The organism is Bacillus sp. EB106-04-04-XG123, assembly GCF_058791855.1.
This window is the reverse complement of the sequence record NZ_JBYTDZ010000005.1, coordinates 293,934-320,299: the sequence shown is the minus strand read 5'-3', so window position 1 is coordinate 320,299 and position 26,366 is coordinate 293,934. Positions and strand designations below refer to the sequence as shown.

The 26,366-nt window shown below is 42.7% G+C and carries 30 protein-coding genes, 1 pseudogene, 1 riboswitch and 1 other annotated feature; of the genes and pseudogenes, 7 read left to right on the top strand and 24 right to left on the bottom strand.

Features of this window, described 5'->3' with window-relative positions; translation table 11 throughout:
* The first annotated feature begins 34 nt into the window (after nucleotides 1-34).
* Nucleotides 35-1,585, top strand: a complete 1,551-nt coding sequence (gene spoVB, locus AC3WTB_RS16595; RefSeq protein ID WP_047203350.1) for a stage V sporulation protein B — start codon at nucleotides 35-37, stop codon at nucleotides 1,583-1,585.
* A 1-nt stretch (nucleotide 1,586) separates the two neighbouring features.
* Here the strand turns inward: spoVB and AC3WTB_RS16590 are convergent, their stop codons facing one another.
* A complete protein-coding gene (locus AC3WTB_RS16590) occupies nucleotides 1,587-2,249 on the bottom strand; it encodes a DUF421 domain-containing protein (protein ID WP_039180318.1) in 663 nt (220 codons plus the stop codon).
* A 151-nt stretch (nucleotides 2,250-2,400) separates the two neighbouring features.
* Here AC3WTB_RS16590 and AC3WTB_RS16585 point away from each other — a divergent pair, with 151 nt between their 5' ends.
* On the top strand, nucleotides 2,401-2,778 hold the full coding sequence (locus AC3WTB_RS16585) for a TIGR04086 family membrane protein (protein ID WP_039180321.1): 378 nt from the start codon (nucleotides 2,401-2,403) through the stop codon (nucleotides 2,776-2,778).
* Nucleotides 2,779-2,827: 49 nt separating this feature from the next.
* On the opposite strand, the gene yajC is transcribed toward AC3WTB_RS16585, so the two are convergent.
* From yajC to AC3WTB_RS16550, 7 genes are all read right to left on the bottom strand, one after another.
* Nucleotides 2,828-3,094: a preprotein translocase subunit YajC gene (yajC, locus tag AC3WTB_RS16580; protein WP_008360993.1), complete on the bottom strand. Its 267-nt coding sequence runs from the start codon at nucleotides 3,092-3,094 to the stop codon at nucleotides 2,828-2,830.
* Nucleotides 3,095-3,141: 47 nt separating this feature from the next.
* Complete coding sequence (gene tgt, locus AC3WTB_RS16575; protein WP_034321314.1) at nucleotides 3,142-4,287, bottom strand: tRNA guanosine(34) transglycosylase Tgt; 1,146 nt, start codon at nucleotides 4,285-4,287, stop codon at nucleotides 3,142-3,144.
* A 31-nt stretch (nucleotides 4,288-4,318) separates the two neighbouring features.
* Nucleotides 4,319-5,347 carry a tRNA preQ1(34) S-adenosylmethionine ribosyltransferase-isomerase QueA gene (queA, locus tag AC3WTB_RS16570; protein ID WP_064497874.1) on the bottom strand — a complete coding sequence of 343 codons (1,029 nt, stop codon included), beginning with the start codon at nucleotides 5,345-5,347 and terminating at the stop codon, nucleotides 4,319-4,321.
* A gap of 34 nt (nucleotides 5,348-5,381) precedes the next feature.
* Nucleotides 5,382-5,582 carry a DUF2905 domain-containing protein gene (locus tag AC3WTB_RS16565; RefSeq protein WP_012010741.1) on the bottom strand — a complete coding sequence of 67 codons (201 nt, stop codon included), beginning with the start codon at nucleotides 5,580-5,582 and terminating at the stop codon, nucleotides 5,382-5,384.
* Nucleotides 5,575-6,579 carry a Holliday junction branch migration DNA helicase RuvB gene (ruvB, locus tag AC3WTB_RS16560; RefSeq protein ID WP_024423143.1) on the bottom strand — a complete coding sequence of 335 codons (1,005 nt, stop codon included), beginning with the start codon at nucleotides 6,577-6,579 and terminating at the stop codon, nucleotides 5,575-5,577. The genes AC3WTB_RS16565 and ruvB overlap by 8 nt, the downstream gene beginning before the upstream one ends.
* A gap of 11 nt (nucleotides 6,580-6,590) precedes the next feature.
* A complete protein-coding gene (gene ruvA, locus AC3WTB_RS16555; protein ID WP_024423144.1) occupies nucleotides 6,591-7,196 on the bottom strand; it encodes a Holliday junction branch migration protein RuvA in 606 nt (201 codons plus the stop codon).
* Nucleotides 7,197-7,344: 148 nt separating this feature from the next.
* Complete coding sequence (locus AC3WTB_RS16550; protein WP_073979823.1) at nucleotides 7,345-7,845, bottom strand: intercompartmental signaling factor BofC; 501 nt, start codon at nucleotides 7,843-7,845, stop codon at nucleotides 7,345-7,347.
* Between the two features lie 238 nt (nucleotides 7,846-8,083).
* Between AC3WTB_RS16550 and AC3WTB_RS16545 the strand changes: the two genes are divergently transcribed.
* Complete coding sequence (locus AC3WTB_RS16545) at nucleotides 8,084-8,728, top strand: serine/threonine protein kinase (protein ID WP_059375678.1); 645 nt, start codon at nucleotides 8,084-8,086, stop codon at nucleotides 8,726-8,728.
* Between the two features lie 33 nt (nucleotides 8,729-8,761).
* On the opposite strand, the gene AC3WTB_RS16540 is transcribed toward AC3WTB_RS16545, so the two are convergent.
* Nucleotides 8,762-8,944, bottom strand: coding sequence for a hypothetical protein (locus AC3WTB_RS16540; RefSeq protein WP_008342761.1), 183 nt, complete (start codon nucleotides 8,942-8,944; stop codon nucleotides 8,762-8,764).
* Between the two features lie 191 nt (nucleotides 8,945-9,135).
* On the opposite strand from AC3WTB_RS16540, the gene AC3WTB_RS16535 reads away from it, so the two are divergent.
* Entirely contained in the window at nucleotides 9,136-9,282 is a 147-nt protein-coding gene (locus tag AC3WTB_RS16535; RefSeq protein ID WP_410559234.1) for a hypothetical protein, read from the top strand.
* Between the two features lie 35 nt (nucleotides 9,283-9,317).
* On the opposite strand, the gene thiC is transcribed toward AC3WTB_RS16535, so the two are convergent.
* Entirely contained in the window at nucleotides 9,318-11,078 is a 1,761-nt protein-coding gene (gene thiC / locus AC3WTB_RS16530; protein WP_492333979.1) for a phosphomethylpyrimidine synthase ThiC, read from the bottom strand.
* A gap of 126 nt (nucleotides 11,079-11,204) precedes the next feature.
* A riboswitch (TPP riboswitch) is annotated at nucleotides 11,205-11,313 on the bottom strand.
* A 235-nt stretch (nucleotides 11,314-11,548) separates the two neighbouring features.
* On the opposite strand from thiC, the gene AC3WTB_RS16525 reads away from it, so the two are divergent.
* Nucleotides 11,549-12,181 carry a LysE family transporter gene (locus AC3WTB_RS16525; RefSeq protein WP_024423148.1) on the top strand — a complete coding sequence of 211 codons (633 nt, stop codon included), beginning with the start codon at nucleotides 11,549-11,551 and terminating at the stop codon, nucleotides 12,179-12,181.
* A 45-nt stretch (nucleotides 12,182-12,226) separates the two neighbouring features.
* Here the strand turns inward: AC3WTB_RS16525 and AC3WTB_RS16520 are convergent, their stop codons facing one another.
* The 5 genes from AC3WTB_RS16520 to nadB all read right to left on the bottom strand — a co-directional run bounded on the left by AC3WTB_RS16520 (nucleotide 12,227) and on the right by nadB (nucleotide 18,076).
* A complete protein-coding gene (locus AC3WTB_RS16520; RefSeq protein ID WP_268474168.1) occupies nucleotides 12,227-12,844 on the bottom strand; it encodes a YhcN/YlaJ family sporulation lipoprotein in 618 nt (205 codons plus the stop codon).
* Nucleotides 12,845-13,178: 334 nt separating this feature from the next.
* Nucleotides 13,179-14,429 (bottom strand): SafA/ExsA family spore coat assembly protein, encoded by a 1,251-nt coding sequence (gene safA, locus AC3WTB_RS16515; protein ID WP_492333978.1) that lies wholly within the window; start codon nucleotides 14,427-14,429, stop codon nucleotides 13,179-13,181.
* Nucleotides 14,430-14,560: 131 nt separating this feature from the next.
* The gene (gene nadA / locus AC3WTB_RS16510; protein ID WP_064497870.1) at nucleotides 14,561-15,670 is read right to left on the bottom strand and encodes a quinolinate synthase NadA; all 1,110 of its coding nucleotides are present in this window, start codon (nucleotides 15,668-15,670) and stop codon (nucleotides 14,561-14,563) included.
* On the bottom strand, nucleotides 15,657-16,520 hold the full coding sequence (gene nadC, locus AC3WTB_RS16505) for a carboxylating nicotinate-nucleotide diphosphorylase (RefSeq protein WP_492333977.1): 864 nt from the start codon (nucleotides 16,518-16,520) through the stop codon (nucleotides 15,657-15,659). Before nadC ends, nadA begins: the two co-directional genes overlap by 14 nt.
* Nucleotides 16,502-18,076 (bottom strand): L-aspartate oxidase, encoded by a 1,575-nt coding sequence (gene nadB / locus AC3WTB_RS16500; protein WP_492333976.1) that lies wholly within the window; start codon nucleotides 18,074-18,076, stop codon nucleotides 16,502-16,504. Before nadB ends, nadC begins: the two co-directional genes overlap by 19 nt.
* Before the next feature lie 94 nt (nucleotides 18,077-18,170).
* On the opposite strand from nadB, the pseudogene AC3WTB_RS16495 reads away from it, so the two are divergent.
* Together AC3WTB_RS16495 and AC3WTB_RS16490 are read left to right on the top strand one after the other, a co-directional pair.
* Nucleotides 18,171-19,310 (top strand): annotated as a pseudogene (locus AC3WTB_RS16495) (IscS subfamily cysteine desulfurase); the annotation flags it as partial.
* A 7-nt stretch (nucleotides 19,311-19,317) separates the two neighbouring features.
* On the top strand, nucleotides 19,318-19,860 hold the full coding sequence (locus tag AC3WTB_RS16490) for a transcription repressor NadR (RefSeq protein ID WP_041086449.1): 543 nt from the start codon (nucleotides 19,318-19,320) through the stop codon (nucleotides 19,858-19,860).
* 24 nt (nucleotides 19,861-19,884) lie between these two features.
* Here AC3WTB_RS16490 and pheA read toward each other — a convergent pair whose 3' ends face one another.
* The 9 genes from pheA to AC3WTB_RS16445 form a co-directional block, all read right to left on the bottom strand.
* The gene (pheA, locus tag AC3WTB_RS16485; protein WP_024423155.1) at nucleotides 19,885-20,763 is read right to left on the bottom strand and encodes a prephenate dehydratase; all 879 of its coding nucleotides are present in this window, start codon (nucleotides 20,761-20,763) and stop codon (nucleotides 19,885-19,887) included.
* Between the two features lie 18 nt (nucleotides 20,764-20,781).
* The gene (locus AC3WTB_RS16480) at nucleotides 20,782-21,225 is read right to left on the bottom strand and encodes an ACT domain-containing protein (RefSeq protein WP_059375694.1); all 444 of its coding nucleotides are present in this window, start codon (nucleotides 21,223-21,225) and stop codon (nucleotides 20,782-20,784) included.
* 55 nt (nucleotides 21,226-21,280) lie between these two features.
* On the bottom strand, nucleotides 21,281-22,567 hold the full coding sequence (gene obgE, locus AC3WTB_RS16475; protein WP_039180364.1) for a GTPase ObgE: 1,287 nt from the start codon (nucleotides 22,565-22,567) through the stop codon (nucleotides 21,281-21,283).
* Between the two features lie 21 nt (nucleotides 22,568-22,588).
* Nucleotides 22,589-23,182, bottom strand: coding sequence for a sporulation initiation phosphotransferase B (locus AC3WTB_RS16470; RefSeq protein WP_073979799.1), 594 nt, complete (start codon nucleotides 23,180-23,182; stop codon nucleotides 22,589-22,591).
* 256 nt (nucleotides 23,183-23,438) lie between these two features.
* Nucleotides 23,439-23,723 (bottom strand): 50S ribosomal protein L27, encoded by a 285-nt coding sequence (gene rpmA, locus AC3WTB_RS16465; protein ID WP_003216586.1) that lies wholly within the window; start codon nucleotides 23,721-23,723, stop codon nucleotides 23,439-23,441.
* Between the two features lie 12 nt (nucleotides 23,724-23,735).
* A complete protein-coding gene (locus tag AC3WTB_RS16460) occupies nucleotides 23,736-24,074 on the bottom strand; it encodes a ribosomal-processing cysteine protease Prp (RefSeq protein ID WP_034279847.1) in 339 nt (112 codons plus the stop codon).
* A gap of 14 nt (nucleotides 24,075-24,088) precedes the next feature.
* The gene (gene rplU, locus AC3WTB_RS16455; RefSeq protein WP_003216781.1) at nucleotides 24,089-24,397 is read right to left on the bottom strand and encodes a 50S ribosomal protein L21; all 309 of its coding nucleotides are present in this window, start codon (nucleotides 24,395-24,397) and stop codon (nucleotides 24,089-24,091) included.
* A 12-nt stretch (nucleotides 24,398-24,409) separates the two neighbouring features.
* Nucleotides 24,410-24,482 (bottom strand) — a sequence feature (ribosomal protein L21 leader region).
* A 66-nt stretch (nucleotides 24,483-24,548) separates the two neighbouring features.
* The gene (locus tag AC3WTB_RS16450; protein WP_047203338.1) at nucleotides 24,549-25,418 is read right to left on the bottom strand and encodes a M50 family metallopeptidase; all 870 of its coding nucleotides are present in this window, start codon (nucleotides 25,416-25,418) and stop codon (nucleotides 24,549-24,551) included.
* Nucleotides 25,411-26,202, bottom strand: a complete 792-nt coding sequence (locus tag AC3WTB_RS16445; protein WP_039180373.1) for a M23 family metallopeptidase — start codon at nucleotides 26,200-26,202, stop codon at nucleotides 25,411-25,413. Before AC3WTB_RS16445 ends, AC3WTB_RS16450 begins: the two co-directional genes overlap by 8 nt.
* Nucleotides 26,203-26,366: the final 164 nt, after the last annotated feature.

Here is a 26,366-nt window from a genome sequence, read left to right as displayed (position 1 = left end):
TCTATGTCGTTTGAGAAGGCAGGTGATCTGTGATTTGACGAAGCAAACGTTTTTAAAGGGGACCATTATTTTAATTTTAGCAGGTTTTATCACGAGAATATTGGGTTTTGTCAATCGAATTGTCATTGCGAGGTTCATTGGCGAAGAAGGGGTCGGGCTTTATATGATGGCTGCACCTACCTTTTTTCTCGCCGTGACGCTCACGCAATTCGGACTGCCTGTCGCCATTAGTAAGCTTGTCGCAGAAGCAGAAGCCCGGGGTGACAAACAGAAAACAAAACGTATTCTGGTCATGTCTCTTGCGATAACAGGAACACTCAGCCTGATTTTCACGCCGCTCTTCTTATGGTTTGCGCCCATCATGGCAGAAAATATGCTGACAGACCCTAGAACGGTCTATCCACTGCTTGCCATTACACCCGTCGTACCAGTCATCGCCATTTCCAGTGTGTTAAGAGGCTATTTCCAAGGCAGACAGCAAATGAGTCCGCTCGCGATGTCTCAAGTTCTGGAACAGGTCGCAAGAATTTCATTAGTCGCGGTATGTACAACGGCTTTCCTTCCTTACGGGATTGAATTTGCGGCAGCAGGTGCGATGGTGTCATCTGTGATTGGAGAGATGATTTCACTTGCTTACTTACTGATCGCCTTTCGCTATAAAAAGACCATTCGTATTCGAAAACGATTTTTTAAGGCGATTCATGACGGGAAGGACACATTTAAGCAGCTGATGAGCATTGCCCTGCCAACAACAGGCAGCCGTTTTATCGGGAATATTTCGTGGTTTTTAGAGCCGATTGTTGTCGCGCAAAGTCTTGCCATTGCTGGATATGCGGCTGTTGAGGCGACAAGGCAGTACGGGGAGTTGACCGGGCTTGCTCTGACCCTTTTGACACTGCCTAGTTTTATTACGTATTCACTCTCCACTGCATTAGTTCCGGCGATCAGTGAAGGCATGGAGCAGAATAAACGCAAAACGGTTGAATACCGGCTGAAGCAGGCGATGCGCCTTTGTTTACTCAGCGGAGGCATTTCATGTATTATTCTTTTCGTTTACGCAGAAGATTTAACGCTCTTTATGTATGGTTCATCGCATGCGGCTATTTATGTGAAATTCATGGCGCCGTTTTTCCTTCTATATTATTTTCAGGGGCCCCTTCAAGCCGTACTTCAAGCACTCAATTTAGCTGGTGCGGCGATGACCAACAGCCTGATAGGTGCAATTGTAAAAACAGGGATGATTTTTGTTCTTGCTTCACAGCCTGGCTTTGGCATTATGGGCGCAGCACTTGCGATCTTAATCGGCATCATCCTTGTCACACTGCTCCATGCGGCAACTGTTGGAAAGGTGCTGCCTATTCATTTACCATTAAAGGAATATGGACTTTGCGTCCTTGTGATTATCGGTACGGGGGCTGTCAGCCTTTGGCTGAAATCTCAAGTAAACGGACTCTTTTCTGCTCCTATTGAACTTGTAACACTCATCTTTGTTACGTGCATGCTGTATGTCATTCTATTAATCTGCCTAGGACTAGTGAAACGAGAAGAGCTGCGCCGCATCCCGTTCATTGGGAAGCTGTTTTAGCTCATCTCTTTTTGATCACTTCATCTTTCAAATCAATATAAAATGTTTTTTGATTAAAGCTGCAGTAAGAGATTTGCTCGATATCATGATAACCTCTTTTAGCAAGCTCATCTTTCAGCCACTGTTCATTTTGATTGATTTGCTTAAGGTGATCATGCTGCACTACACCGTCCGCAACAAGTGGAAGCTCAAGCGCTGCATGTTTGAGCTTGTTTTCTTTTTCGACGACGGCGAGCTTTCCAGACGGCTCTAAAATAGCGTAAGAGACATCCTGAATACTGTCGATGTTATTTTCTCTTAATTGAATGAGCAGGTCATCAAAATTGTATCGCTGTTTTCTCATCGCACCCTCGTCTATTTTGCCATTGATGATGAGCAAGACCGGTTTACCGTCAAGAAAGCGCCGGACGCCTTGGAATTTCAATGAGAGATAGGCAAGTGTGATTTGAATGAAGGTTAACAGCAGGATTGGCCATACCGTATGTAACATGTGATCCTCTACTTCTTCTATGGCGAGAACCGCAATTTCTGCAATCATCATAAAAATGACTAGATCTAAAATGCTCAGCTCGCCAATTTCCCTTTTGCCCATTAAGCGAAAGATAAACCAAATAAGAAAATATAAAATGATGGTTCTCATGGAAATGATCAAGATGTCCTGCATGTGATGTAAACCCTCCTTCTCCAACATAGCTTGTGTCAAAACACTTTATTTATGTAGAAAAGAAACGTCTGAAACATGTCTATTTTTTCTCCACTGTGAATACATTTTAGTAAAAGACAAGCTTCGGTCAATTGGAGAGGAGACAAATCACATGCAAGAAACAAAACATATTGGAAAAGGCATTTTATCCGGATTAATTGCCATTTTTGTCGTGATGGTTGTCACAAGTTTACTTGTGTCGCTCATGCTTACATTCACAAGTATGCAGGAATCATCATTTAAATGGATGATTATGATTTTGTCCTTTGTTGCCCTGTTATTAGGAGGCATCATTTCTGGCGGGAAAGCAAAGGAGCGCGGCTGGCTCATTGGTGCGATCACATCTATCATTTTTTCTCTCACTGTATTTTTATTTCAATATTTGGGGTTTGGAAAAACGTTCTCACCAGAGCAGTTCATCTATCATGGGGCATTTTTAGGCATTTGTATGCTGGGGGGAATGATTGGCGTCAATCTTCGAGGCAAATAAAAAAAGAGCGGATCATATCGCTCTTTTTTTATTGCTATGTATCGGAGGATTAGCCTTTGTCAGCTAATTCTCTAATAGCACGGCGATCGAAAGTTAAACGGTTGTTTTCGCTTGTTTTGATGACCACTTTTGATTCATCAATTGAGTCGATTTCACCGTGTAAACCACCGATTGTGACGATTTTATCGCCTTTTGATAAAGATTGCTGCATCTGACGCACAGCTTTCTGTTGCTTTTGCTGTGGACGGATTAACAAGAAGTAAAGCACAGCAAACATGACAACAATCATAATGATTGAACCCATACCACCATCCATTCTATTTCACCCCTTTCTAAAGCATTGTAAAGCCTTTCGTTTATGCGTTAAAAGTTTTTCGCATTCGGTTTGTTAAAGCCATAACGCTCAAAAAACTCTTCTTTAAAATCACCTAAACGATCCTCACGGATAGCTTCTCTCACTTGCTCCATTAATTTTAACAGAAAATGAAGATTATGATAAGTTGTTAATCGAATTCCGAACGTTTCATTTGTTCGGATGAGATGTCTAATATAGGCGCGTGTATAGTTTTTACATGTATAGCAGTCACAGTTCTCATCGATTGGTCTAAAGTCACGCTCATATTTTGCATTTTTCACAACAAGACGGCCTTCACTTGTCATTAAGGTACCGTTTCTTGCAATTCGCGTAGGCAGTACGCAGTCAAACATATCTACACCGCGAATGGCGCCGTCAATTAAGGAATCTGGCGAGCCGACACCCATTAAGTACCTCGGCTTGTCTGCTGGTAAGAATGGTGTTGTAAACTCAAGTACACGATTCATCACATCTTTTGGTTCCCCTACAGATAAGCCTCCGATGGCGTAGCCTGGGAAATCAAGTGAAACAAGGTCTTTTGCACTTTGTTTTCGAAGCTCTTCGTATTCTCCGCCTTGGACAATCCCAAACAGCCCTTGATCCTCTGGACGCTGGTGCGCTGTTAGACAGCGCTCTGCCCATCTGCTTGTCCGCTCAACAGAACGTTTCATGTAATCGTACTCTGCAGGATATGGCGGGCATTCATCAAATGCCATCATAATATCAGAGCCAAGCGCATTTTGGATCTCCATGGCTTTTTCAGGAGATAGGAACAGCTTGTCTCCGTTTAAATGATTACGGAAGTGAACGCCTTCTTCTTCAATTTTTCTAAATTCACTCAATGAGAAAACTTGGAATCCGCCTGAATCAGTTAGAATGGCTCGATCCCAGTTCATAAATTTGTGCAGACCGCCTGCTTCTTTTACGATATCGTGACCTGGACGGAGCCATAAGTGGTACGTATTGCTTAAGATGATGCCTGCATCCATTGCCTTTAATTCTTCAGGCGCCATTGTTTTGACTGTAGCCAGTGTACCTACTGGCATAAATACAGGTGTTTCAAAAGAGCCGTGCGGTGTATGAACGCGGCCAAGACGTGCACCTGTTTGTTTGCATGATTTAATGAACTCATAACGTATCGGTAATTGCGACAAAAATGAGCCCTCCTGTCTTTGTTGTATGATGTTATTGAATCAGCATGGCATCGCCAAAGCTGAAGAATCGGTATTCCTCTTTCACAGCCTCATTGTACGCTTTTAGTACGTGCTCTCGTCCAGCTAATGCGCTGACAAGCATAATTAACGAGGATTTTGGCAGATGGAAATTTGTGATCATGCCATCAATTGCCTTGAATGTGTAGCCAGGGTAAATAAAGATCGACGTCCAGCCGCTTGAGGCTTTGAACTCACCATCGTGTGCGCTTGCAATGGTTTCAAGCGTTCTTGTTGACGTTGTGCCGACTGAAATAATCCGTCCGCCTTCTTTGCGAACGCGATTGAGCTCATCAGCTGTTTCTTCATTCATTTCATAAAACTCTGCATGCATTTCGTGTTCTTCAATACGTTCTGCACTTACCGGACGAAACGTGCCAAGCCCCACGTGCAGCGTAATAAAAGCAATGTGAACACCTTTCGCTTTCAGCGCATCCAGCAGCTCGGTTGTAAAATGGAGACCGGCCGTTGGGGCAGCAGCGGAGCCAACCTCTTTTGAATAAACGGTTTGATAGCGTTCACGGTCGTCAAGCTGCTCTTTAATATATGGAGGCAGCGGCATTTCACCAAGGGATTCAAGCACTTCATAAAAAATGCCTGTATATTGAAACTCGACTTTTCTTCCGCCATGTTCCATTTCCTCTGTACATACCGCTTTGAGCCGTCCATCACCAAAAGTGATAACCGTCCCTTTTTTCACCCGTTTCGCTGGTTTTACAAGTGTTTCCCAGTTGTCTCCTTCTTCTTGTTTCAAGAGAAGCAGCTCAACTTTGGCACCTGTATCCTCTTTCATCCCAAACAATCGTGCAGGCAAAACGCGAGTATTGTTTAGAACGAGACAATCACCTTTTTGAAAATAATCGATGATTTGTGAGAATGTATCATGTGTAATCGCACCCGTTTGTTTGTTTAAGACCATCAGTCTTGATGCATCTCTTTTTTCAAGCGGCACTTGTGCAATCAATCTTTCTGGTAAATCAAAATCAAATAGTTCTAGCTTCATTTCCTTCACCTATTCTGTAGTTAACTAGTTAACGTTATTTCATCCGTCCAAAGATATTCAGTAATATGGTTAGTACGATGCTAATGACAATGCATGTAATGACAGGAAAAAAGAACGTTACATTTCCTTTTTTCACAAAAATATCACCTGGAAGCTTACCAACCAATTGAAACACTAATCCTGCGGCAAAAAGGACACCACCTAAAATCATTAATATTTTAGGGAATTCAGTCACGAATCGGAACCTCCATTTGAAAATGTTCATACGCTTCTCTTGTGACGACCCGCCCTCTTGGTGTTCTTTGCAGGAAACCAATTTGCAGCAAGTACGGTTCGTACACATCTTCAATCGTATGTGATTCTTCTCCAATTGTCGCTGAGATCGTATCAAGCCCAACAGGACCGCCTCTAAATTTTTCAATCATACTTAAAAGGAGTTTATGGTCTATATGATCAAGGCCAAGCCTGTCGACTTGAAGACGCTCAAGGGCATCTTCCGCAATGTCCTGCGTAATAGCATGATTCCCAAGCACCTGCGCAAAATCTCTTACTCTTCTGAGCAAACGATTGGCAACCCTCGGTGTTCCCCGGGAACGTCTCGCAATCTCTTCGGCAGAGCGAATATCGATCCCAATCTCAAACAGCTCGGCTGTTCTTGCCACAATGTGAGCTAAATCTCTTTGCTCATAGTATTCCAATCTTGCATGTACCCCAAACCTATCACGAAGCGGCGCTGTTAACAGCCCGACACGGGTCGTTGCACCTACAAGCGTAAATGGCGGTAAATCAAGCCGTACAGAGCGTGCTGTATCTCCTTTTCCAATGACAATATCTAAACAAAAATCCTCCATTGCTGGGTACAGCACTTCCTCAATTGAGCGCTGCAAGCGGTGAATTTCATCAATAAACAATACATCACCTGGCTCAAGAGATGTTAAGATGGCCGCCAAATCACCAGGACGCTCAATGGCTGGTCCTGATGTTGTACGCAGCTGAACATTCATTTCATTGGCAATGATCGACGCAAGCGTTGTTTTCCCAAGTCCAGGAGGTCCATATAATAGGACGTGATCAAGCGTTTCCTGCCTCATGCGGGCAGCTTCAATAAATACGCTGAGATTATCCTTTACTTTTTGCTGACCGATATATTGGCTAAGTGTCTGTGGCCGCAGACTTTGCTCAATGGCTGATTCATGGTTGTCTGCTTCAGTTGAGACGAGCCGTTCATCCATGAGACATCACCCTATTTCAACATTTTTTGTAAAGCTTTTTTCACATATTGATCGGTTGTGAGATTCTTTTCTTCTTTTAATAATGGAAGAACCTTTTTAATTTCACGATCACCGTATCCAAGGACACTCAAGGCTTCAAGCGCTTCATCTAATGCAGTTTGCTGCGTTTCAACCTGAATGTGGTCCTCGTGATTAAATAAGTTGCCAATCATTTCTGGTACCACATCTGCAAGTTTTCCTTTTAGATCCAGAATGATTTGACGTGCTGTTTTTTTGCCCACACCAGGGAATTTAATCAGGAACGCTTCATCTTCACGTTCTATCGCTGAAATGACAGCGCCAGGATCACCGGAAGCAAGAATGGCGAGTGCGCCCTTTGGCCCTATTCCTGTGACATTTAACAGTTTTGTGAACAGCGCTTTTTCTTCTCGTGTTTGAAAACCGTATAACGAAAATGCGTCTTCCTTTATGTAATGATACGTATAAATCGTTTCTTGTTTATTTACTCGATAGATAAACGGGTTTGGGGTATAGACTTGATATCCCACTCCGCCGTTTTCAATGACAACATATTGCGGGCACACATAATCAATGGTCCCTTTTACAAACTCTATCACCGTTTTCACCTCTTTGACTGTTCTTCATTGTAACATAAATCGAAGAGAAAACCGCAATAAAAGTTAACATACGTTCGCTCAGTACATTTTTATCATGAAACCATGAAAAACAGCTTGCGGTCTTCACACCAGCAAGCTGTTACACGCTTTAAAACGATATTTCATTTCGGTAAGGCTTCATGACTTCAAGCACATGCTCAAATTCATCCTTTGTTCGAAAAGGAATGCCTTGCTCAAGCTGCTTTTCCACATGACTTTCTAAACGGGACGTATCAATTTGAAAAAAGAGATGAATAGGCTCCGCCCAGCCGTCAGGCCTTCCATGAAACGTAGAAATCACACCGTCCTCTGATAATCCGATATATCCATTTGCTTTACTTAATGGAGAGATATCATCAATTTGCTTTCTAAAAAGGGCAAAATCCTCTTTTTGTTCTACCAGCGTCCAGCCTTTATACTGCGCCCAGAATGTGTCTTTGTCTTCTAATGATGCCCGGTGTCTTTCAATACTCACATCGCCGTCTAAATAGACTTTTTCAAGCTGGACGGTGATCGAGTTTGACTGCTTTTGCAAGTGTTCTTTCCCTTCCATATCCGCAGCGAAAAAAAGCACACTTGTCATGATAAGTCCTGTAACGAAACATTTCATCTTCACTTTCACTATTTACACCTCTTTAGAACATGAGATCGATGCATGACATATGTAGTTTGACCCATTTTTCTAAACATTAACCACATCGATGATTCAAATGTATGGTAAGAGTCTTTCATTGTATCCTTCATTCGTAAATGTTATGTTTTATACAATCCATTGCTTTATCGGGTGACACGTTTTTTCATCATTCGTTTTTCAGCCGCATAAACTGAAACCAAAGAAGGTGAAGTCAATGTCAGATGTCAAAAGATTAGCCGAATCGATTCAGTATCATGAAGAGAAACGTTTTCATAAGCTTGCCTATAAACCAGCAGAGCTTGAACTGTGCGGCAAAGGAAGAAGTGCCTATGTCTTTTTATATAAAAAAGACGGCAAGAAAATGGCACTAAAAGTCTTTTTCCCTTCTTATCAGCATATTGCCCGCAAAGAGGCTGCCATTTACGAAAAACTTTCTGGTTCGTCTTACTACCCTGAGATTTATGAGTCTGGGGATCAGTATATTTTAATGGAATATATTAAAGGCTACACATTCTATGAATGCCTTACAAAAGGAATTCCTATTAAAAAACAAATGATCAATCAAGTCGATGATGCGCTGGAGGAAGCGCGCGAGAAAGGATTGAATCCTTCTGATATCCATCTGCGCAATCTGATCTTAACAAAAGAAGGACGGATCAGAGTCATTGACGTTGCCAGATTCACACAAACGAAAGCATGTCATCAATGGGATGATTTAAAAGCCGCTTATGCTTATTACCAAAAACCTTTTTTCCCTAAAAAAGCACCGCGTCTGTGGCTTGAAGTGATTGCTTATTTGTATAAAAAGAACTGGCTGTCCCGCGGGCAGCTTAATAATCGAAATGATTTTTCTGCATAACGAAAGCCGCTCTATCTGAGCGGCTTTTTGCTGTTATTCTGTTTCTACATGGATACTATTGACGTTTAATAGATTAATGATTTCATTATTCAGCTTAAACCAATGATTGGCTTCTTCAATTTTTTTATACACATCATAGGTAGCTGGACGTTTGAGCTCGAAATCAAGCACTTCCCCATTGTTCATATGAAATGTTACCTTAAATACTTTCATCATAAGATCACCTTCCACTCTTCTTGTTCGCTGGTCAAATAGATCAGCTCTTTTCATTCATTCTCTATTCAACTCGTTTCCCCTCCTTCTTTCCATTCAAACCCAAGAAGTTTAAATTTTGTTTAAATTCACACAACATATCTATCTCTCATATCTGCAAAGAAGTATATTAGTGAAAAAGGAGGCTGCCCTTGATGAAGCAGAAAGAGAAACGAACATCTCCAGAAAGAAAAACAGTCTTTTTTCATTTAACAGATGCTCTCATTCCGAGTGTGGACATGATGGCATATGCAACAAAGCCATTTTTTCACCTTTTAAGAAAAGCCTTTTCAGCGGTTTGATAAGACCCCGCACAGCATCGTGCGAGGTTCTTTTTTTATGGATGATAAATTTGACTTCCTTGACTGACAAACTCCTTCGCCTTCTTTTCCATCTCTCTTTTCACTTCTTCAGATTGATTGCGGATATCATGAGAAATTTTCATACTGCAAAACTTCGGTCCGCACATCGAGCAAAAGTGAGCGGTTTTAGCGCCTTCGGCAGGCAATGTTTCATCATGGAACGCCAAGGCTCTTTCTGGATCAAGTGACAGGTTGAATTGGTCCCGCCACCTAAATTCAAACCTCGCTTTCGATAAAGCATCATCGCGCTTTTGAGCCGCAGGATGTCCTTTTGCTAGATCAGCAGCATGTGCAGCAATTTTATAGGCGATCACGCCTTCTCTCACATCTTCTTTGTTCGGCAGACCTAAATGCTCTTTTGGCGTTACATAGCACAGCATTGCTGTTCCGTACCAGCCGATCATGGCCGCACCGATCGCGGATGTAATGTGATCATACCCAGGTGCGATATCTGTTGTAAGAGGCCCTAACGTATAAAATGGTGCTTCCTTGCAAATGTCCATTTGCTTGTCCACATTCTCTTTGATTTTATCCATTGGGACATGTCCGGGCCCTTCAATCATTACCTGCACATCATGTTTCCAAGCAATCTCTGTTAACTCACCTAACGTTTCCAGCTCTGCAAACTGCGCCTCATCATTGGCATCAGCAATCGAGCCTGGTCTAAGTCCATCTCCAAGTGAAAAGGCGATATCATATTTTTTCATAATTTCACAAATGTCTTCGAAGTGAGTGTAGAGGAAATTCTCTTGATGATGAGCAAGACACCATCTTGCCATAATTGCACCGCCTCTTGAAACAATTCCAGTCACCCGATCGACAGTGAGCGGAATATATCTTAACAGTACGCCAGCATGAATCGTGAAATAGTCTACACCTTGCTCCGCTTGTTCAATTAATGTGTCCCTGTACACATCCCACGTCAAATCTTCTGCGACTCCATTCACTTTTTCAAGGGCCTGATAGATGGGAACGGTTCCTACTGGGACTGGGCAATTCCGGATGATCCATTCTCTCGTTGTATGAATATCCTTTCCAGTAGACAGATCCATCATTGTATCTGCCCCCCATCTGATCGCCCATGTCATTTTTTCAACCTCTTCATCAATGGATGACGTGACAGCTGAATTGCCAATATTCGCATTGATTTTGACATGAAAATTTCTTCCGATAATCATTGGTTCACTTTCTGGATGGTTAATATTTGAAGGAATGACGGCTCTTCCGCTCGCTACTTCCTCTCTAACGAACTCAGGGCTTAGCTCTTCTCTTATTGCGATAAACTCCATTTCAGGCGTAATGATGCCTTTTTTGGCATAATGCATTTGCGTCACGCGCGCTCCTTGTTTCGCGCGGAGTGGCATATGATGAAAATCAGTCTGGATAGAATGAATAGATTCATTCCCCTTTGAACGGTATCCATTATCCTCCGGTCTTACATGACGCCCTTCATAGTTTTCTGTATCTCCTCTTTCTTCAATCCATGTTGCCCTAAGACGCTTTAACCCCTTTGTGACGTCAATATGAACGTTCTCATCGGTGTACGGTCCACTCGTATCGTATACACGGACTGCTTCATTTTTTATGTTGCCCGCCTCTGTCACAGTATGTGAGAGCGTGATCTCTCTTTTTGGCACTAAGATATCGGGTCTTGATCCTTTCTCATACACCTTATGGCTGCCGTCAAAGCTGGATAACAATGATTGATTGGATGGGACACTTTTCTTTTCTTTCATTTGCTGTTCTCTCCTTTTCTTCTTGTCACCGGACAGGATGGAATCAGCACCAGCAAAAAACCAGGCTCTATTTAAAGAACCTGGTTTCGTCGTCAGAAATAAACATGCATATTATTGATATGATACATGCATCATCTTCAACTTCCCCACGCTGGTACGAGCCAGATCAGGTCCAAAGGGTTAAGAAGCTAAACTTCTCTCTCAGCCCATTTTGCGGGCACCCCTAGTCACTTTTATTGATTTCCACATCAGTGTAGCATAGAGAAATCATGAAGAAAAGAAGATTCAGGAAAATAGTTCCTTTCCCCTACAAGCATTATGGATCATGTTGATATACAGTCTTCTATACATCATCTATCTCACTCATTTCAATTAAATCTGAAATAATCATTGATCCTTTTCTCCTATTATGTATAATTAATCTAAACGGAGAATTTTTATACAATATATTCAAAGGAAGTTCTAGTCGATTGCAAACATTTCTCACATTTATCGTCGTAGGATTCTCAATTGCTCTGCCTGTTGGAGCAATCACGGTTGAAATGACAAAACAGGGACTGAAAAACGGATTTTTTCATGGTTTAACTGTCGGAGCAGGCGGTATGACCATAGACTTATTACTCATCTTGGCTTTATATGCTGGATTTGCTCAGTTTTTATCTTTGCCGTTTGTTCAAATCCCGCTCTGGCTGATTGGAGCTGTATTTTTAATGATTCTTGCATATGATTCCATTAAAAATGCGGATCAAGATATTCATTTAGCAGGAGAAAAGGTCAATAAATCATTCGCGAAAACATATCGAAACGGCTTGCTCGTGGCGGTATCTCCTGGAAATCTTGTGTTCTGGGTTTCTGTTTTTGGTGCTGTACTTGCGGATGCTTATACAAAAACAGATTCATCTGAATTTATGCTGGCTGCCGGCGGTATTTTGGCAGGGATTCTCCTTCATGACATTGGTCTACTCACACTTGTATCCTTAACAAGAAAAGTGATGAATCGGACGATGATCAAGTGGACATCCATTATTGCTGGTATTTTATTATTAGGGTTTGGCTGTTATTTCTTTTACGAATTTTATATAGGCATCAAGGTTTATTTTTAAGAAAAGGCTAAAGTTCGTGATGAACTTTAGCCTTTTTGTGTCAAACTATCGGGTCATGCCTGTTTGTCCTGTTTCAAATTGCGTTCTTCTCATATCTCTAAAGCGTGTGAATGCACCTTCATCTTTCATGACTTGGACTGCTCTTCCATCTGCATAACGAGTCGCTGCTTCTTCTACTTGTGATACGCCTTCTGACGTCAGGCGGCCATCTGATTTAATGGCAATATACACATTCTCATCCGTCACCATGACTTGAGAGTCTGCCACGTGATTCATTTTATTGACGCGGTTGGCAATTTTTCTTGAACGCTGGATGTTCTCTTGTTTATCGTAGCCTGAGAACGACATTTGGTTATGATAGTTCATATCTCCATGACTGTAGCGTCCATCTCCACCTGCAAGAGGCATTCGATCATCGGCTTGAGGACGGGTGCGATAATCAACATTCGTTGTATTCCCACCGTTCATCCCTTCCATGAGTTCAGAAACTGGTCCTTGATGATCTTGGTTATTGTCATCTGCACGGTTATTCGAATGATATCCGACCGGCTGACCTGATTGATTATGCCTTGTATCTACACCTGCATTGTCATTTGTACCACATGCTGTTAACCCAATAGGAAGAAGCACTAATGCGATTGTTTTTTGCCATTTTTGTTTCAAACGAAAAACCCCCTGTACAAATTCAATCTCATGAGCGCGAAACAGGCTCTGTTTTAGCATGTACAGTTAGGAAGAAAATCAAGCTGTCAGTTATAAACAAAAAAAGGAACGATTGAGATCGTTCCTTCTGGTATGGTGACAAAAGGCTAAAATGTTCTTGATTTTAACCTTTTGTCTTCTTTTCAGCGTGATAGAAAACCTATGCATTCTAGGAAGGACGAGCACAGGAGCGGAGCGAATTTGACATTCGTGAGCACCGGAGCGCAGACCTGACAACGAATGCGAGGGTTTGTCTACACGCTGAAAGGAACGATTGAGATCGTTCCTTCTGTCATTAATCCTCTTCTTCCTCCTCCGGCCTTGCAAATACGGATTGACCTGGATATGGCTGCATATATGGCTGAGCTGGATAAGCTCCCATTTGGCCATAAGGAACAGGATTCGGATAATGTCCTGGCCAAGGCTGATGATGCTTCATGCCATCATCACATCCGCAGTCTTCCTTGCCGTATGCGGCATTTGAGACGTTTGGATAAAAGCCTTGATTTACGTTAGCATTTGCATTGGCGTTTGAATGCATATGGTGAGGCCAGTGATGTCCGTCGTTTGCATGGTGCTCATGATTTTCCCCGTAGTAAGCAGGCGCTTGATACGCAGGATAATATGGATGAGCCGGGTATGGATATGGCATCATATGATGGTGATAATATGGCTGGATAGGATAACATAGGCCTGATCCCGGTAAAATTGGCGATGCCGGCACCATTTGCTGCGGATATGGATACATCGCTGGCATGTAATGACCATGACCATAGCCAAAATAAGGATCATATGGTTCATGATGATGATGCTGGTGATGATGCTCGTTATTTTCAGCCGCTCCTCCTACCGCTGCCCCTCCCACATTTGGCATTTGCGGGAAGTTAGGAAGGTTTGGGTAATTGCCATGCTCCATGTCTTTTCCCTCCTCTTTTTGATGCGGAATATGAATAAACGGGTCATATCCCTTTGCCACTTCATCTTTTAAATGACCTTTATTTTCATGATGAAAATGGTCCTTGTGATCTTTATGTTCCTTATTTTCATGATGGAAATGACCCTTGTTATCTTTATGGTCTTTATTCTCATGATGAAAATGATCTTTGTGATCTTTTTTCTCGTGAACGTGATCTTTTTTCTCATAATGATCTTTTTTGGGAGGAGGCGTAAATGGCTGGTAGAGATTGGTCTGATAATAGTTCACATCGACTTGTGGAAAAACTGGCTGCTCGATCTTTGGCACTGGCGGTACATAAGGTACCGGTTCATTTGGCTTTTCCTTCGGTTTTGTATCTTGCACTTGCACGACATCTTTTGGCTTTTCTTTCACATACGGATGTTCTTTCGTTTTTGGCATTTCTTTTGATTTGTGATGATCTGTTTTCACAGGAACACCACTAGATGGAATTTTAATTTTCATACCCGGCATGATCAAATCAGGATTACTGAGCTGAGAATTTAGTTTTTTCAATTCTTGAAAGTCGACTCCGTATTTCTTTGAAATTTTCCAAAGGGAGTCTCCTTTTTGCACAATATGAATTTTCAACGTTTTCCCCTCCTATGCAAAACGTGAACGTAACGGTTATGTCAGAAGTACAATATGTTTCAACATAAATTTATGCCTATTTACAAGCCGATATGATAAAAACTTGTTTTCTGATAGGAGGGGCTGAATCATTATTTAATGGCGAGCATTTTCTCGAGTGCAAGCAAAGCGTCTTTCGTGATGTCTTCATTGACCTGTATCAACCCGACCGGCTGACCCTTTTCAATGCTTTCAAGTGACCATAGCAAATGAGGCAGATCAATCCGGTTCATCGTCAAGCATGGACACATATCTGGGTTAAGGGATTCAATTTGTTTATCTGGGTGCTGCGCTATGATCCGTTTGACTAAATTCATCTCTGTTCCAATCGCCCACTTGCTGCCTGCAGGCGCCTGTTTGATCGTATCAATAATAAATTTCGTTGAACCTGCTAAGTCAGAAGCCCTTACAACCTCATGCGTGCATTCAGGATGGACAAGAATTTGAATGTCACGGTCTTTTTTTCTCATTTCTTCTATATTCCGAACGGTAAACTTCTCATGTACGGAGCAATGGCCTTTCCATAAAATCATCTTGATTCGGGAAAGCGGCTGATCGGTAATGAGCTTTTCTTCTATCTGATCCCAGACAGCCATTTCTTCTAGCGGAATCCCTAAATCAAAAGCCGTATTACGCCCTAGGTGCTGATCAGGGAGAAACAGGATCCGCTCTTTTTGCGTCAGCGCCCACTCGAGTACTTTTTTAGCGTTTGACGAAGTAACAGTCGCCCCGCCATGCTTGCCGACAAATGCTTTAATATCTGCTGTTGAATTGACATACGTAAGCGGAAGTATTGTATCTCCAAACAGATCAGTGAGCTGCTCCCATGCTCTGTCTGTTTGTTTCATGTTTGCCATATCTGCCATGGAACAGCCTGCCCTCATATCTGGCAATACGACGCTTTGATTCTTGTTTGACAGCATATCTGCCGTTTCTGCCATAAAGTGAACACCGCAGAACACAATGTATTCAGCCTCGTGATTGTCGGCCGCTATTTGTGCCAGCTGCAATGAATCTCCTGTTGCATCTGCAAATTCGATGACCTCATCCTTTTGATAATGATGGCCCGGTATAAAAAGCTTTGAGCCAAAAGCCCGCTTGATTTCTAACACTCGTTGCTTCATCTCATCTTCAGAGCGGTGTTTATATTCATCTGGCATCATGGCCGCATGTTGATTGGCTAATACATTAAGCATGGACATGAGTTGTTCCCCCTTTATGACTGAATTCCATATTCATACTAAAATCAAATGCTGGAGCTGAATGCGTGAGAAAACCAAGTGAAATCAAGTCGACTCCTGTCCCCCTGTAGCTTGGCAATGTCTCTAGCGTAATGCCCCCTGAAGCCTCTGTCAGAATAAACTCTGGCGTCATTTGTTTAAAACGTTTAACCTCGTCCGGAGAGCAGTTATCAAACATGATGACATCCGCTTTTGCATCAATGGCTTCCATTAGCTGCGTTTCTGATTCAATTTCCACTTCAATTTTCACCATATGACCGGCATATGCTCTTGCTTTCTCTACTGCTTCACGAATAGAGCCGCATGCGGCAATATGATTATCTTTAATCATCACCCCATCTGATAAGCCAAAGCGATGATTCTTTCCACCGCCTGTCTTCACTGCGTATTTCTCTAACATACGCAAGCCGGGTGTCGTTTTTCTCGTATCACAAATCGTAATAGACGGGTCACCTAATCGCTGCACCGCCTCATGTGTTAAAGTGGCGATACCTGTCATTCGCTGCAATAGATTTAAAATGACCCGTTCTCCTTTTAATAAGTCGTTGACTGAGCCCTTTATTTTCGCCAGTACAGCGCCTGAATGAATCCAATCACCTTCTTGAAAAAACAGCTCAGTTTGAATCTGTTCATTCAACAGGCGGTACCCTATATCAATCAGTTGTGATCCTGCCAATACACCAGATTGTTTCGCAATGATAAGAGCTGTTCCTTTCTTGTCTCCAAAGATGGCATCAGCTGATACATCTCCAAAGCCAATATCCTCTGTGAAAAAATGAGTGAGCATTTGTTTTAACTGTAAACGTTCCATTTGGCACCGATCCTTTCATTTTTCATGATATGAATATGACCTTTTTCATGAACAATCTGCCTGCCCTGCCACAACGCATCACTTCGCTCTGGATAATCCATTCGATAATGGCCGCCTCTGCTTTCTGTACGGAGTAATGCAGATTTAGCAAGGCAAACCGCTAATGCCCATTGATTGCTTAATTCGATCTGTTCATTTGTGATATCCTTCACATTAATTTGCTGAAAAGTGACATGCTGTAACGTATGAAGCAAAGTCTGCAAGCCCTTTTCATCTCTCACAATGGCTGCAAATGTAGTCATCCATTGTCTCAGCTGATCCTTTGAAATCATTGGAACCGTCCATATTTCTTGAATAGAAAAAGGTGGACTTGTTTCTTTCTGTTTAGGCAGCTGTTCAATTCTTTGTGCTGCTTTGCTGCCTAATACGAGACCTTCCAGAAGAGAATTACTCGCCAATCGATTCGCACCGTGTAAGCCAGTGCAGGCTGCTTCTCCAATGGCAAATAGCGCTGGAACAGTCGTTTCTCCATATTCATTGACGCTGATACCGCCCATTAAAAAGTGCATACCTGGGGAAATTGGCAGCCTGCCGCTCGCCATATCGACACCTGCACGCTGACACATCGCATCTATTGCTGGAAAACGAGCTGAAAAATGCGGAATAGCATGGATGTTAAGATACAATTGATGGCCTAATTGCTGCTCATGAAAAATAGCTCTAGCGACCACATCTCTAGGTGCTAAATCAGCTTGTGGGTGAATCCCTTTCATGATCCGCCTGCCTGTTTCATCTTCTAAATAAGCTCCCTCTCCCCGTACTGCCTCTGAAATGAGACCAACTGCTTTTCCATCGATTGTCAAAAGAGTTGGATGGAATTGAACAAATTCGAGATCCACTAATTGCGCACCTGCTCGATAGGCCATCATCAGTCCTTCTCCTGTGACAGAAGGATCATTTGTGTTTGTCTCATATAGGGAGCCGCAGCCACCTGTTGATAAAACAACGGCATCTGCGGTCATTGTTTGTACGTGTCCTGTCTCGTCTTTCCATACAACACCCTTGCATGTCCCTTCATGAACCAATAGTTCAATGACATGATGATACTCGTATAAATGAATATGTGAGCCGAGCTGACTTTTCAGATACTGTACAAGGGTTTTCCCTGTTTGATCTCCTCCTGCATGCAAGATGCGATGAGTGGTGTGTGCCCCCTCTTTGCCTAATTGCGGCTCTCCCGCTTCATCTTGATCAAATGGACAGCCATCTGCTACGAGCTGCTGCACAAGATGTTTTCCAAGTCTCACGATTTCTTGTACGGTTCTTTCATCATTGTGGTCACAGCCAGCATCTAGTGTATCTTGCACATGCTGCTCAGCTGAATCATGTGCTGAAAAGGCAGCAGCAATTCCACCTTGTGCCAGCATGGAATTACTAGATGAAAATTGTTTTTTTGTCATCATGATGACCTGACAGTTTTTCGAGATATTTCTTGCAAAGGAAAGCGCTGCAATGCCTGATCCCACCACAATGACTTTTTTGATTGATGACACCATTGCCCCTCCTGTCATTTACACCTGTCTTGACACATATCATTACACAACACTAAAATAAATACAAGAAAAAATTTTTACACGGGAGATGGATAGGTTGGTTTATTTAGATTACGCAGCTTCTACACCTGTTTCAGAAGAAGCACTGCATGTTTTTGAGCAGCTGAGTAAAAATTTCTACGGAAATGCAAGCAGTCTTCATGATGCTGGGGGAAAGGCAAATGACATATTGACTTACAGCAGACGATCACTCGCTGCCATGATCGAGGGTGAACCAGATGGGATCTACTTTACAAGCGGTGGAACTGAATCCAATCTCCTTGCGATTCAATCGATCATCCATGGACTGCCAGCACATAAACAGCATGTCATCACAACTTCAGTCGAGCACCCTTCTGTTCATCATGCAGTTAGCAGCTTAGAGCGGCTTGGCGTAAAAGTCACGATTATTGAACCGAATCAGAATGGAATCATAACAGAGGACATTCTCAAAAAAGCAATATTGCCTGAAACAGGGCTCGTATCTATTCAGCATGCTAATTCAGAAACAGGGATTATCCAGCCGCTTGCTGAATTAGCACCTCTTTTAAAAGAAAGGAACATTCTTTTTCATACAGATGCTGTGCAAACATTTGGAAAGGTACGTGTGTCCATCAAAGAACTTGGAGTCGATGCCGTGTCCATCTCAAGTCATAAAGTGTATGCTCCTAAAGGCGCTGGTGCCGTTTATATGGGCTCTCATGTTCCTTGGAAACCTTTATATACAGGAGCAGTTCAGGAAAATGGCTTACGTCCAGGGACAGTGAATGTACCGTGTATCGGTGCTTTTGCTGCTGCAAGTGAACAAGCAATGCTTAGGCTGGATGAACAGCAAAAATTAGATGAACAGCTGCGTGATTATTTTCTTCAACAGTTAAAAATCAGACAGCTGCCAGTTCGTACACTTCAGGACAATGACAATCGCCGCACGCTGCCTCATATTATTGGTTGTTTTTTTGAAGGGTTTGAAGGACAATATGTAATGTTAGCATGTAACCGGCATGGGATTTGTCTATCAACTGGAAGCGCATGTGCTTCTGGTTATCACCATCCTTCCCCTGCTGTGAAGGCATTGCGTGTATCAGATCGTGATGCCCTTCAATTTATTCGACTATCATTTGGATGGCAGTCATCAAAAGATGACATCGATCAGCTTTTGCATACATTTGAGCATTTGCAAAATGGAGAAGAAGGGAGCTTAGGACGTGGAGCAAGAGAGGAAACTCATTGGCGAAGAAAGAAGAACCGCCATTTTAGAGTGGCTGAAAGAAACAGACACACCGCTTACTGGAAGCTTTTTAGCTAAAAAAGCGGCTGTCTCTCGACAAGTCATTGTACAAGATATTTCATTATTAAAAGCAAAAAATGAACCCATTATTGCCACAAGCCAAGGCTATGTGTATATGGCAGCGCAGCATGCGCCAGAAAGAGAAATTGAACAAATCATCGCCTGCAAGCATGATCCTGCTCGCACAGAAGAGGAACTGACCTTGATTGTAGACTTTGGAGTGACGGTGAAAGATGTGATCATTGAGCACCCTGTTTATGGTGAACTAACGGCCTCCATTCGCGTCAGCACACGGAAACAAGTCGCTGATTTTGTCCATCATATTTCTAACACCGGCGCGTCCTACTTGTCAGAACTAACAGACGGCGTGCATTTGCATACTCTCACTTCTTACAGCCAAAAGCAGCTTGACCAAGCCATTCAAGCGCTGGATGATGCTGGGTTTTTAATAAAAGACTAAAAAAATAGTGTCCTGGATGGGACACTATTTTTCATTCGTTAATTCATATGTTTGATAGCTGCCGAGCAGCTTGACCTCACAGCCAATCGCTTCTAATTCTTGAATCGCACCAGGGACTAGGACATCATCCATTTCTTTTTCGATGTCAATAATAAATAAATAATGTCCAAGACCTGTTTTTGTCGGACGGGATTCAATTTTTGACAAGTTGAGATTCCGCCAAGAAAAAGCAGACAGCACGCGGTGCAATGCACCTGATTGGTCATCCTTAGGCAGACTGACCACAATGGTCGTTTTTGGCTTTGATGAGAAACCAGAATTCATTGGGAACGATGCGTTAGGATCTTTATGTAAAATCACAAAGCGTGTATGGTTGTGCGGATAATCATGAATGTCTTTTTTCGCAATCGTCAAACCATACGTTTTTGCGGCAATTTCATTGGCAATAGCCCCGACAGCTTCATCTGGATGCTCACTGATGTATTTTGCTGCATAGCCTGTTGATTCCACTGGCCGGTGAGGAATATGAGGGTACTGTTTTTTCAGAAATTGATGACACTGGGCAATCGCATGAGGATGTGATTGAATGACATCTAACGTCTCCCAGCTCTCCGCTCTTGACGGGTGGACAAGCAAATGCTGCCGTATCGGAGCTGTCATCTCTCCCACAATGGACAACGCTTCTTCATGAATTAAATAATCAATCGTTAAGTTCACAGATCCTTCGAGTGCATTTTCAAGTGGAACGACCGCCAAATCGACTTCGCCCTTTGACACAGCATCCATACATTGCGGAATCGTTGCATAGGCACGCTGCACTGCATCTTTTGGAAAACAAGAGCATACGGCCAAATGAGTAAATGTTGCCTCTGGTCCAAAATAACCTACAGTTAATTGCTTCATCTGCTATGATCTCTCCTTTTACGCCCCAGAACCTAGAATTTCAACTTTTTCGACAAATTCAAGCTTTCTTAAATGATTCATGACGGTGTTAATATCATCTGCCATACCTGCCGTACTAATCGATAGGGTGACATTCGCTCTTCCTTGCAGCGGAATCGTTTGGTGAATGGATAACACATTACAGCCAGAGTCAGCCACAATTTGAAGCAGCCTTGACAGAGCCCCAGACCGGTCTTCAAGGTGGAAAAACAATGTGATGATCTGCTCTTTTACCATTGTATAAAATGGAAAAACAGCATCTCGGTATTTATAAAAAGCACTGCGGCTTAAATCCGCTTTTTGAACAGCATCGGCAACTGAATCCGCTTTTTTGCGATCGAGAAGCTTTTTGACTTCAAGCGTTTTTCGCATCGCATCTGGAAGTACATCCTCTCTTACTAAATAGAACGTTTCTTCTTTCACCTGTTTTCTCCCCTTTTAAAAACGGGAGAGCCCATGGTCTGGACCCTCCTGTTGATCAATCAATAAATTCGAATTCAAATTCAAGCAGACGAATGATGTCGCCATCTTTTGCACCGCGCTCACGCAAGGCATCATCGACACCCATACCGCGCAGCTGTCTAGAGAATCGTTTAACGGATTCATCTCTTGAGAAGTCTGTCATCTTAAAGAGACGCTCAAGTGCTTTACCCGTTAAGACAAATGTGCCATCAGGATCTCTAGAGATCTCAAATGGTGCATCGCCCTCATCAAATCTGTACATCACGCGGTTATCCGACAGCTCCTCTTCATTATAGAGCGGGAATTCCGGTGTTGTTTCAAGCTGATTGGCGATTTCAAATAAGAGCTCACGAAGCCCTTCTCTTGTGATCGCACTAATCGGGAACACTTTATAGTCATCCGTTAATTTTTCTTTAAATGCCGCTAGATTGTCAGCTGCATCTGGCATGTCCATTTTGTTCGCAACAATGATTTGCGGACGCTCAGTCAATCTCATATTGTACTGCTCAAGCTCTTCATTAATCGTCACGTAGTCTTCGTATGGGTCACGCCCTTCAAGTCCAGACATATCAATGACATGGACAATGACACGTGTACGCTCAATATGACGTAAAAATTGATGACCTAAGCCAACGCCTTCGTGCGCTCCTTCGATCAGTCCTGGCAGATCCGCCATAACAAAGCTTCGGTTATCGTCTGTTTCAACAACCCCGAGGTTCGGTACAAGCGTTGTAAAATGATAATCCGCAATTTTTGGTTTCGCAGAAGAAACAATCGAGAGCAGCGTTGACTTCCCGACACTTGGGAAACCAACAAGTCCGACATCTGCAAGTACTTTTAATTCTAAGATGACGTCACGTTCTTTACCTGGCTCACCGTTTTCAGACAGCTGTGGTGCAGGGTTTGCTGGTGTTGCGAAGCGTGAATTTCCACGTCCGCCACGTCCGCCTTTGGCAATCACAGCCCGCTGCCCATGCTCTGTCAAGTCAGCTAGTACTTGTTCCGTCTCTGCATCTGTCACAACCGTACCCGGCGGAACTTTGACAATCATTTCTTCCGCATTTCGGCCATGCTGGTTTTTACTCATTCCATGCTCGCCGCGGTCAGCCTTGAAATGGCGCTTATAACGAAAGTCCATTAACGTTCTAAGTCCTTCGTCTACTTCAAATACAACATCTGCACCATTTCCGCCGTCGCCGCCCGCTGGGCCGCCCTTTGGTACATATTTTTCACGACGGAACGCCACCATACCGTTTCCGCCGTCACCGCCTTTAACATACACTTTAACCTGATCTACAAACATAACTTCCTCCGTTTCTCTGCATCACATATCTCGTTCTTGCCTCAAACAAAGCTCAATCATGGACTCATGAGGCGTCACATGAAATTGCGTTATACTCATACATGGATAGTTTGCGTCATGAAACGCATTTAACGCATCCAAACTTGTTAATTTTCCTTTGAAATCAAAATATAAGATCACATCATTTTCTTCATGATCTGTTTGGAACGTGACCGTTAAATGATTTTCAGTTTTTTGGCAAACTGATTGATCGAATATCGAAAACAACTCCTGTGATACCGATAGCAGCTGTGATTCATATGCTGATAAGTCTCGGGTTTCACCAAGCACTTCATATTCTAAGGTGATAAAATGCGACTCCCAATTAAATGTTAGAAAGTAATAGGCCAATTGGGGAATTTTTAAATTTGAGAGTTTGGATTCATGCTGTGCTTCAATGACCATTTCTTCTATAATTTCAAACACGCGGTCATATTTTTCTAATGTCAAGTTGCCTTTGATCAGCTGTAATTTATTCATCCAGTCGTGTCTTGAACGACTGAGCAGATAGATCAATTCATTTGTTAATGCAACGTGAGTTAATTTTTCATTTTCTTTACTTGGTATCTCTTCCATTATCGCACTCCCAATCGTTTGGTCTCTCTTTTAGGAGTCTTATCATCAATATGTCTCCCTGAATTATAACAGAGAAGACAGCATAGAAAAACACTAGTTATGTGAGGAAAGGTTGTTTTTTCTGATCGTATAGGAGAAAATGAGGCAAAGTCAGCAAACGTTCTTTGATATTTATGGAGTGCATCTTCTTTTATCATCTTCGGTACTGCTTGTAAAAGTGAAAAAAACTCCAGTCAATGACCGGAGTTTTTAGCAATTATTGTGCCGCAGGATATACGCTCACTTTTTTACGGTCACGACCGAAACGTTCGAATTTAACCGTTCCGTCGATTTTAGCGAAAAGAGTGTCGTCGCCTCCGCGTCCAACGTTTTCACCTGGATAGATTTTCGTTCCACGTTGACGATAAAGGATAGAACCACCAGTTACGAATTGACCATCAGCACGTTTAGCGCCTAAACGTTTAGACTCAGAGTCACGTCCGTTCTTTGTAGAACCTACCCCTTTTTTAGATGCGAAAAATTGAAGATCTAATCTAAGCATGAAGTTCACCTCCTATTTTTTTGTTGATATTCTCACATAATCGTGATAATCTCGTTCAATTGTCTCTAAGGAAACGACCATGCCTTCTAAAAGCAGCTGGGCTTTTTCAAAGGATACTGGATCTGTATCAGCCGGCAGTTCAAAAGAGAAGTAGCCGCCTTCTTCACCAATATCAAGCAGTGGGTCCAATCCTGTCAGTGCAATAATTGAATTGACTGAGCCGAAAACAACAGCAGATACACCTGCACAAACGAGATCCTGACCTTTTTCAGCAAACTCGGCATGTCCAGTCATCTGAAAAGACGTAATGCTTTCATCTGCTGATGACCGAGTAATGGTTGCTTTGATCATATCACTCACACGCCTTAAGCGTTGATTTTTTCGATAACAACTTTAGTGTAAGGTTGACGATGACCTTGTTTCTTGTGGTTGTTTTTCTTCGGTTTGTACTTGAACACAGTAATTTTCTTACCGCGACCTTGTTTTTCAACTTTAGCCGTTACTGTTGCTCCAGCAACTGAAGGGTTACCCACTTTGACAGTGTCTCCGCCGACAAACAATACGTTTTCGAAAGTTACTGTTTCACCTGCTTCAGCAGCTAGTTTTTCAACATAAACAGTTTGACCTTCTTCAACTTTTACTTGTTTACCACCAGTTTCAATAATTGCGTACATCTCTGCACCTCCTAATAAACTCAGACTCGCCGAATACAGGGGGCCATAGGCTCTTTACACCTGCTCCGCGCGGTTGTAGCACGGGTGCTACATATCCATAACATTAAAAAATATATCAAACTAGACGCAGAATGTCAATGTATTTTCACCATTAGTACGGTAAAAGAAGCTCTTCCATTGAGGAGGTCGTTCTGCGATCTGAAAAATACGCATGGAGCAGTTCATTTTCATCAAGCTGACTCATCTTCACGCCATCTCTTTCAATAATAATCGGATGCTTGCAGCCCCTTTGAAATCGTGCCATCACTTCGTAAACTTTTTCCTCTGCACTTGCTCTCAGCGGAATCAGTTTTTCTACCTTTTGCTCTTTTTTACCGTAATACCGTTCTAGTAAAAAACGAACCCTGACGTAATGCCGCTGCCTGTGCTCCATCACGAGTGAATAAGCTAAAAAAGTGAGCAGCACCCAGCCATTGAATTGCAGCGGTGCAAACAAAAGTAATCCTGCTGTCAATAGACCGAAAAAGACAAGTGAGCCTTTTATGGCTAGAGCATGTGCACGTTGGAAAGGGTAAAAAATAGATAAGAGCAAAAAGAATAATTTTCCGCCATCAAGCGGCCAAATGGGCAAAAGATTGACAAGAAAAATCGCCATATTATAAAAGGTAAACATCGTAAAGACGTCATGCGAAATAAGAGAAGCCTCCATGAACAGCCACGCCATGAGCTGGAGCGGTACATGCTGAAGCGGCCCGCACAAAATGACCGCCAGCTCCTCTTTTAGTGGACGGTTTCCATGTTCCTCTACTTCCACCGTTCCGCCAAATGGCAGTAAAAAAATCCGCCGAATGCGCCAATGATAATAGCAGGCAGCCGCTGCATGTCCAAGTTCATGGACACAGACGATCACAAGCAGGCAAAGCAGCGGCTTAATTTGACCTGACAGAATCGCAAACGCCATCACAATCCACAGCAGCGGATGGATGTGAATTTTCGTCAGCATGAGCAGCCATCTATTCAAAGGTCATCACCTGAATAGGATCGATAAATTGTTCATTTTGTTTAATGGCAAAGTAATACGTGCCCTTCCCTTGATCATCAAGCGAAATCTGGCCAATTTTTTCACCTTTATCAACAAAATCGTATAAGGCCACATCGGCTTTCTTTAATTGACCGTACCAGCTATAGCTGTTATCTGCATGCTGCACCACCACGGTAAGCCCTGTATCGCTTTTCTTTTTCACCTCGACCACATAGCCTTCCTTCATACTATCAATGGCTTCAGCGGATGTTTCAACTTTGACCCCTGCTCCATTTTGCGTAAAGGATTCCTGCACTTTACCAGAGGCAGGCACAGCTAGTTCTTGATTCGCTTGTACGTCCTTTTGGCCCTCTTTTTTCTCTGTTAAAAATGCCAGCGGATGTCCGACTGTTTTTTCAATCCAGCGGTTGGCAGCAGCAAATTGAAAATCTTGCTCAAAGGTCTGAGTAATCACCGGCTTCAGCTGCTGAAACGGACCTGCCTGACCTTTAAACGAAATGGCAGCAATCAACACAAGGGACGCTGATAATAAGCATTTAAGTACAAAAGTATTCGGGTTAAATAAGGGATGACGATATTTCTTTGGCTGATGAGACGCCGGTTCATAGGAGGTCGAGCCAGAATGCTTTTCTTCCTCTGTCAGCATAACCCATGGCGGAATATCCTCTTTTTTCTTGAAAGCCGTCTTCTTAGGAGGAGCAGCAGGCTGCATCGTTTTGCGGCGCTGCGCGATTTTCTTTCGGTACTCGTCCACTCTTTTCATGAGATCACCCTTTACATACAAACAGTTTGTACATTTTATGTGACAACCTCATCTGATATGCAAAAAAAAGACCGATTCTAAATCGAATCGGTCTCAGCGTGTAGACAAACCCTCGCATTCGTTGTCAGGTCTGCGCTCCAGTGCTCGTCCTTACTAGACTGTAA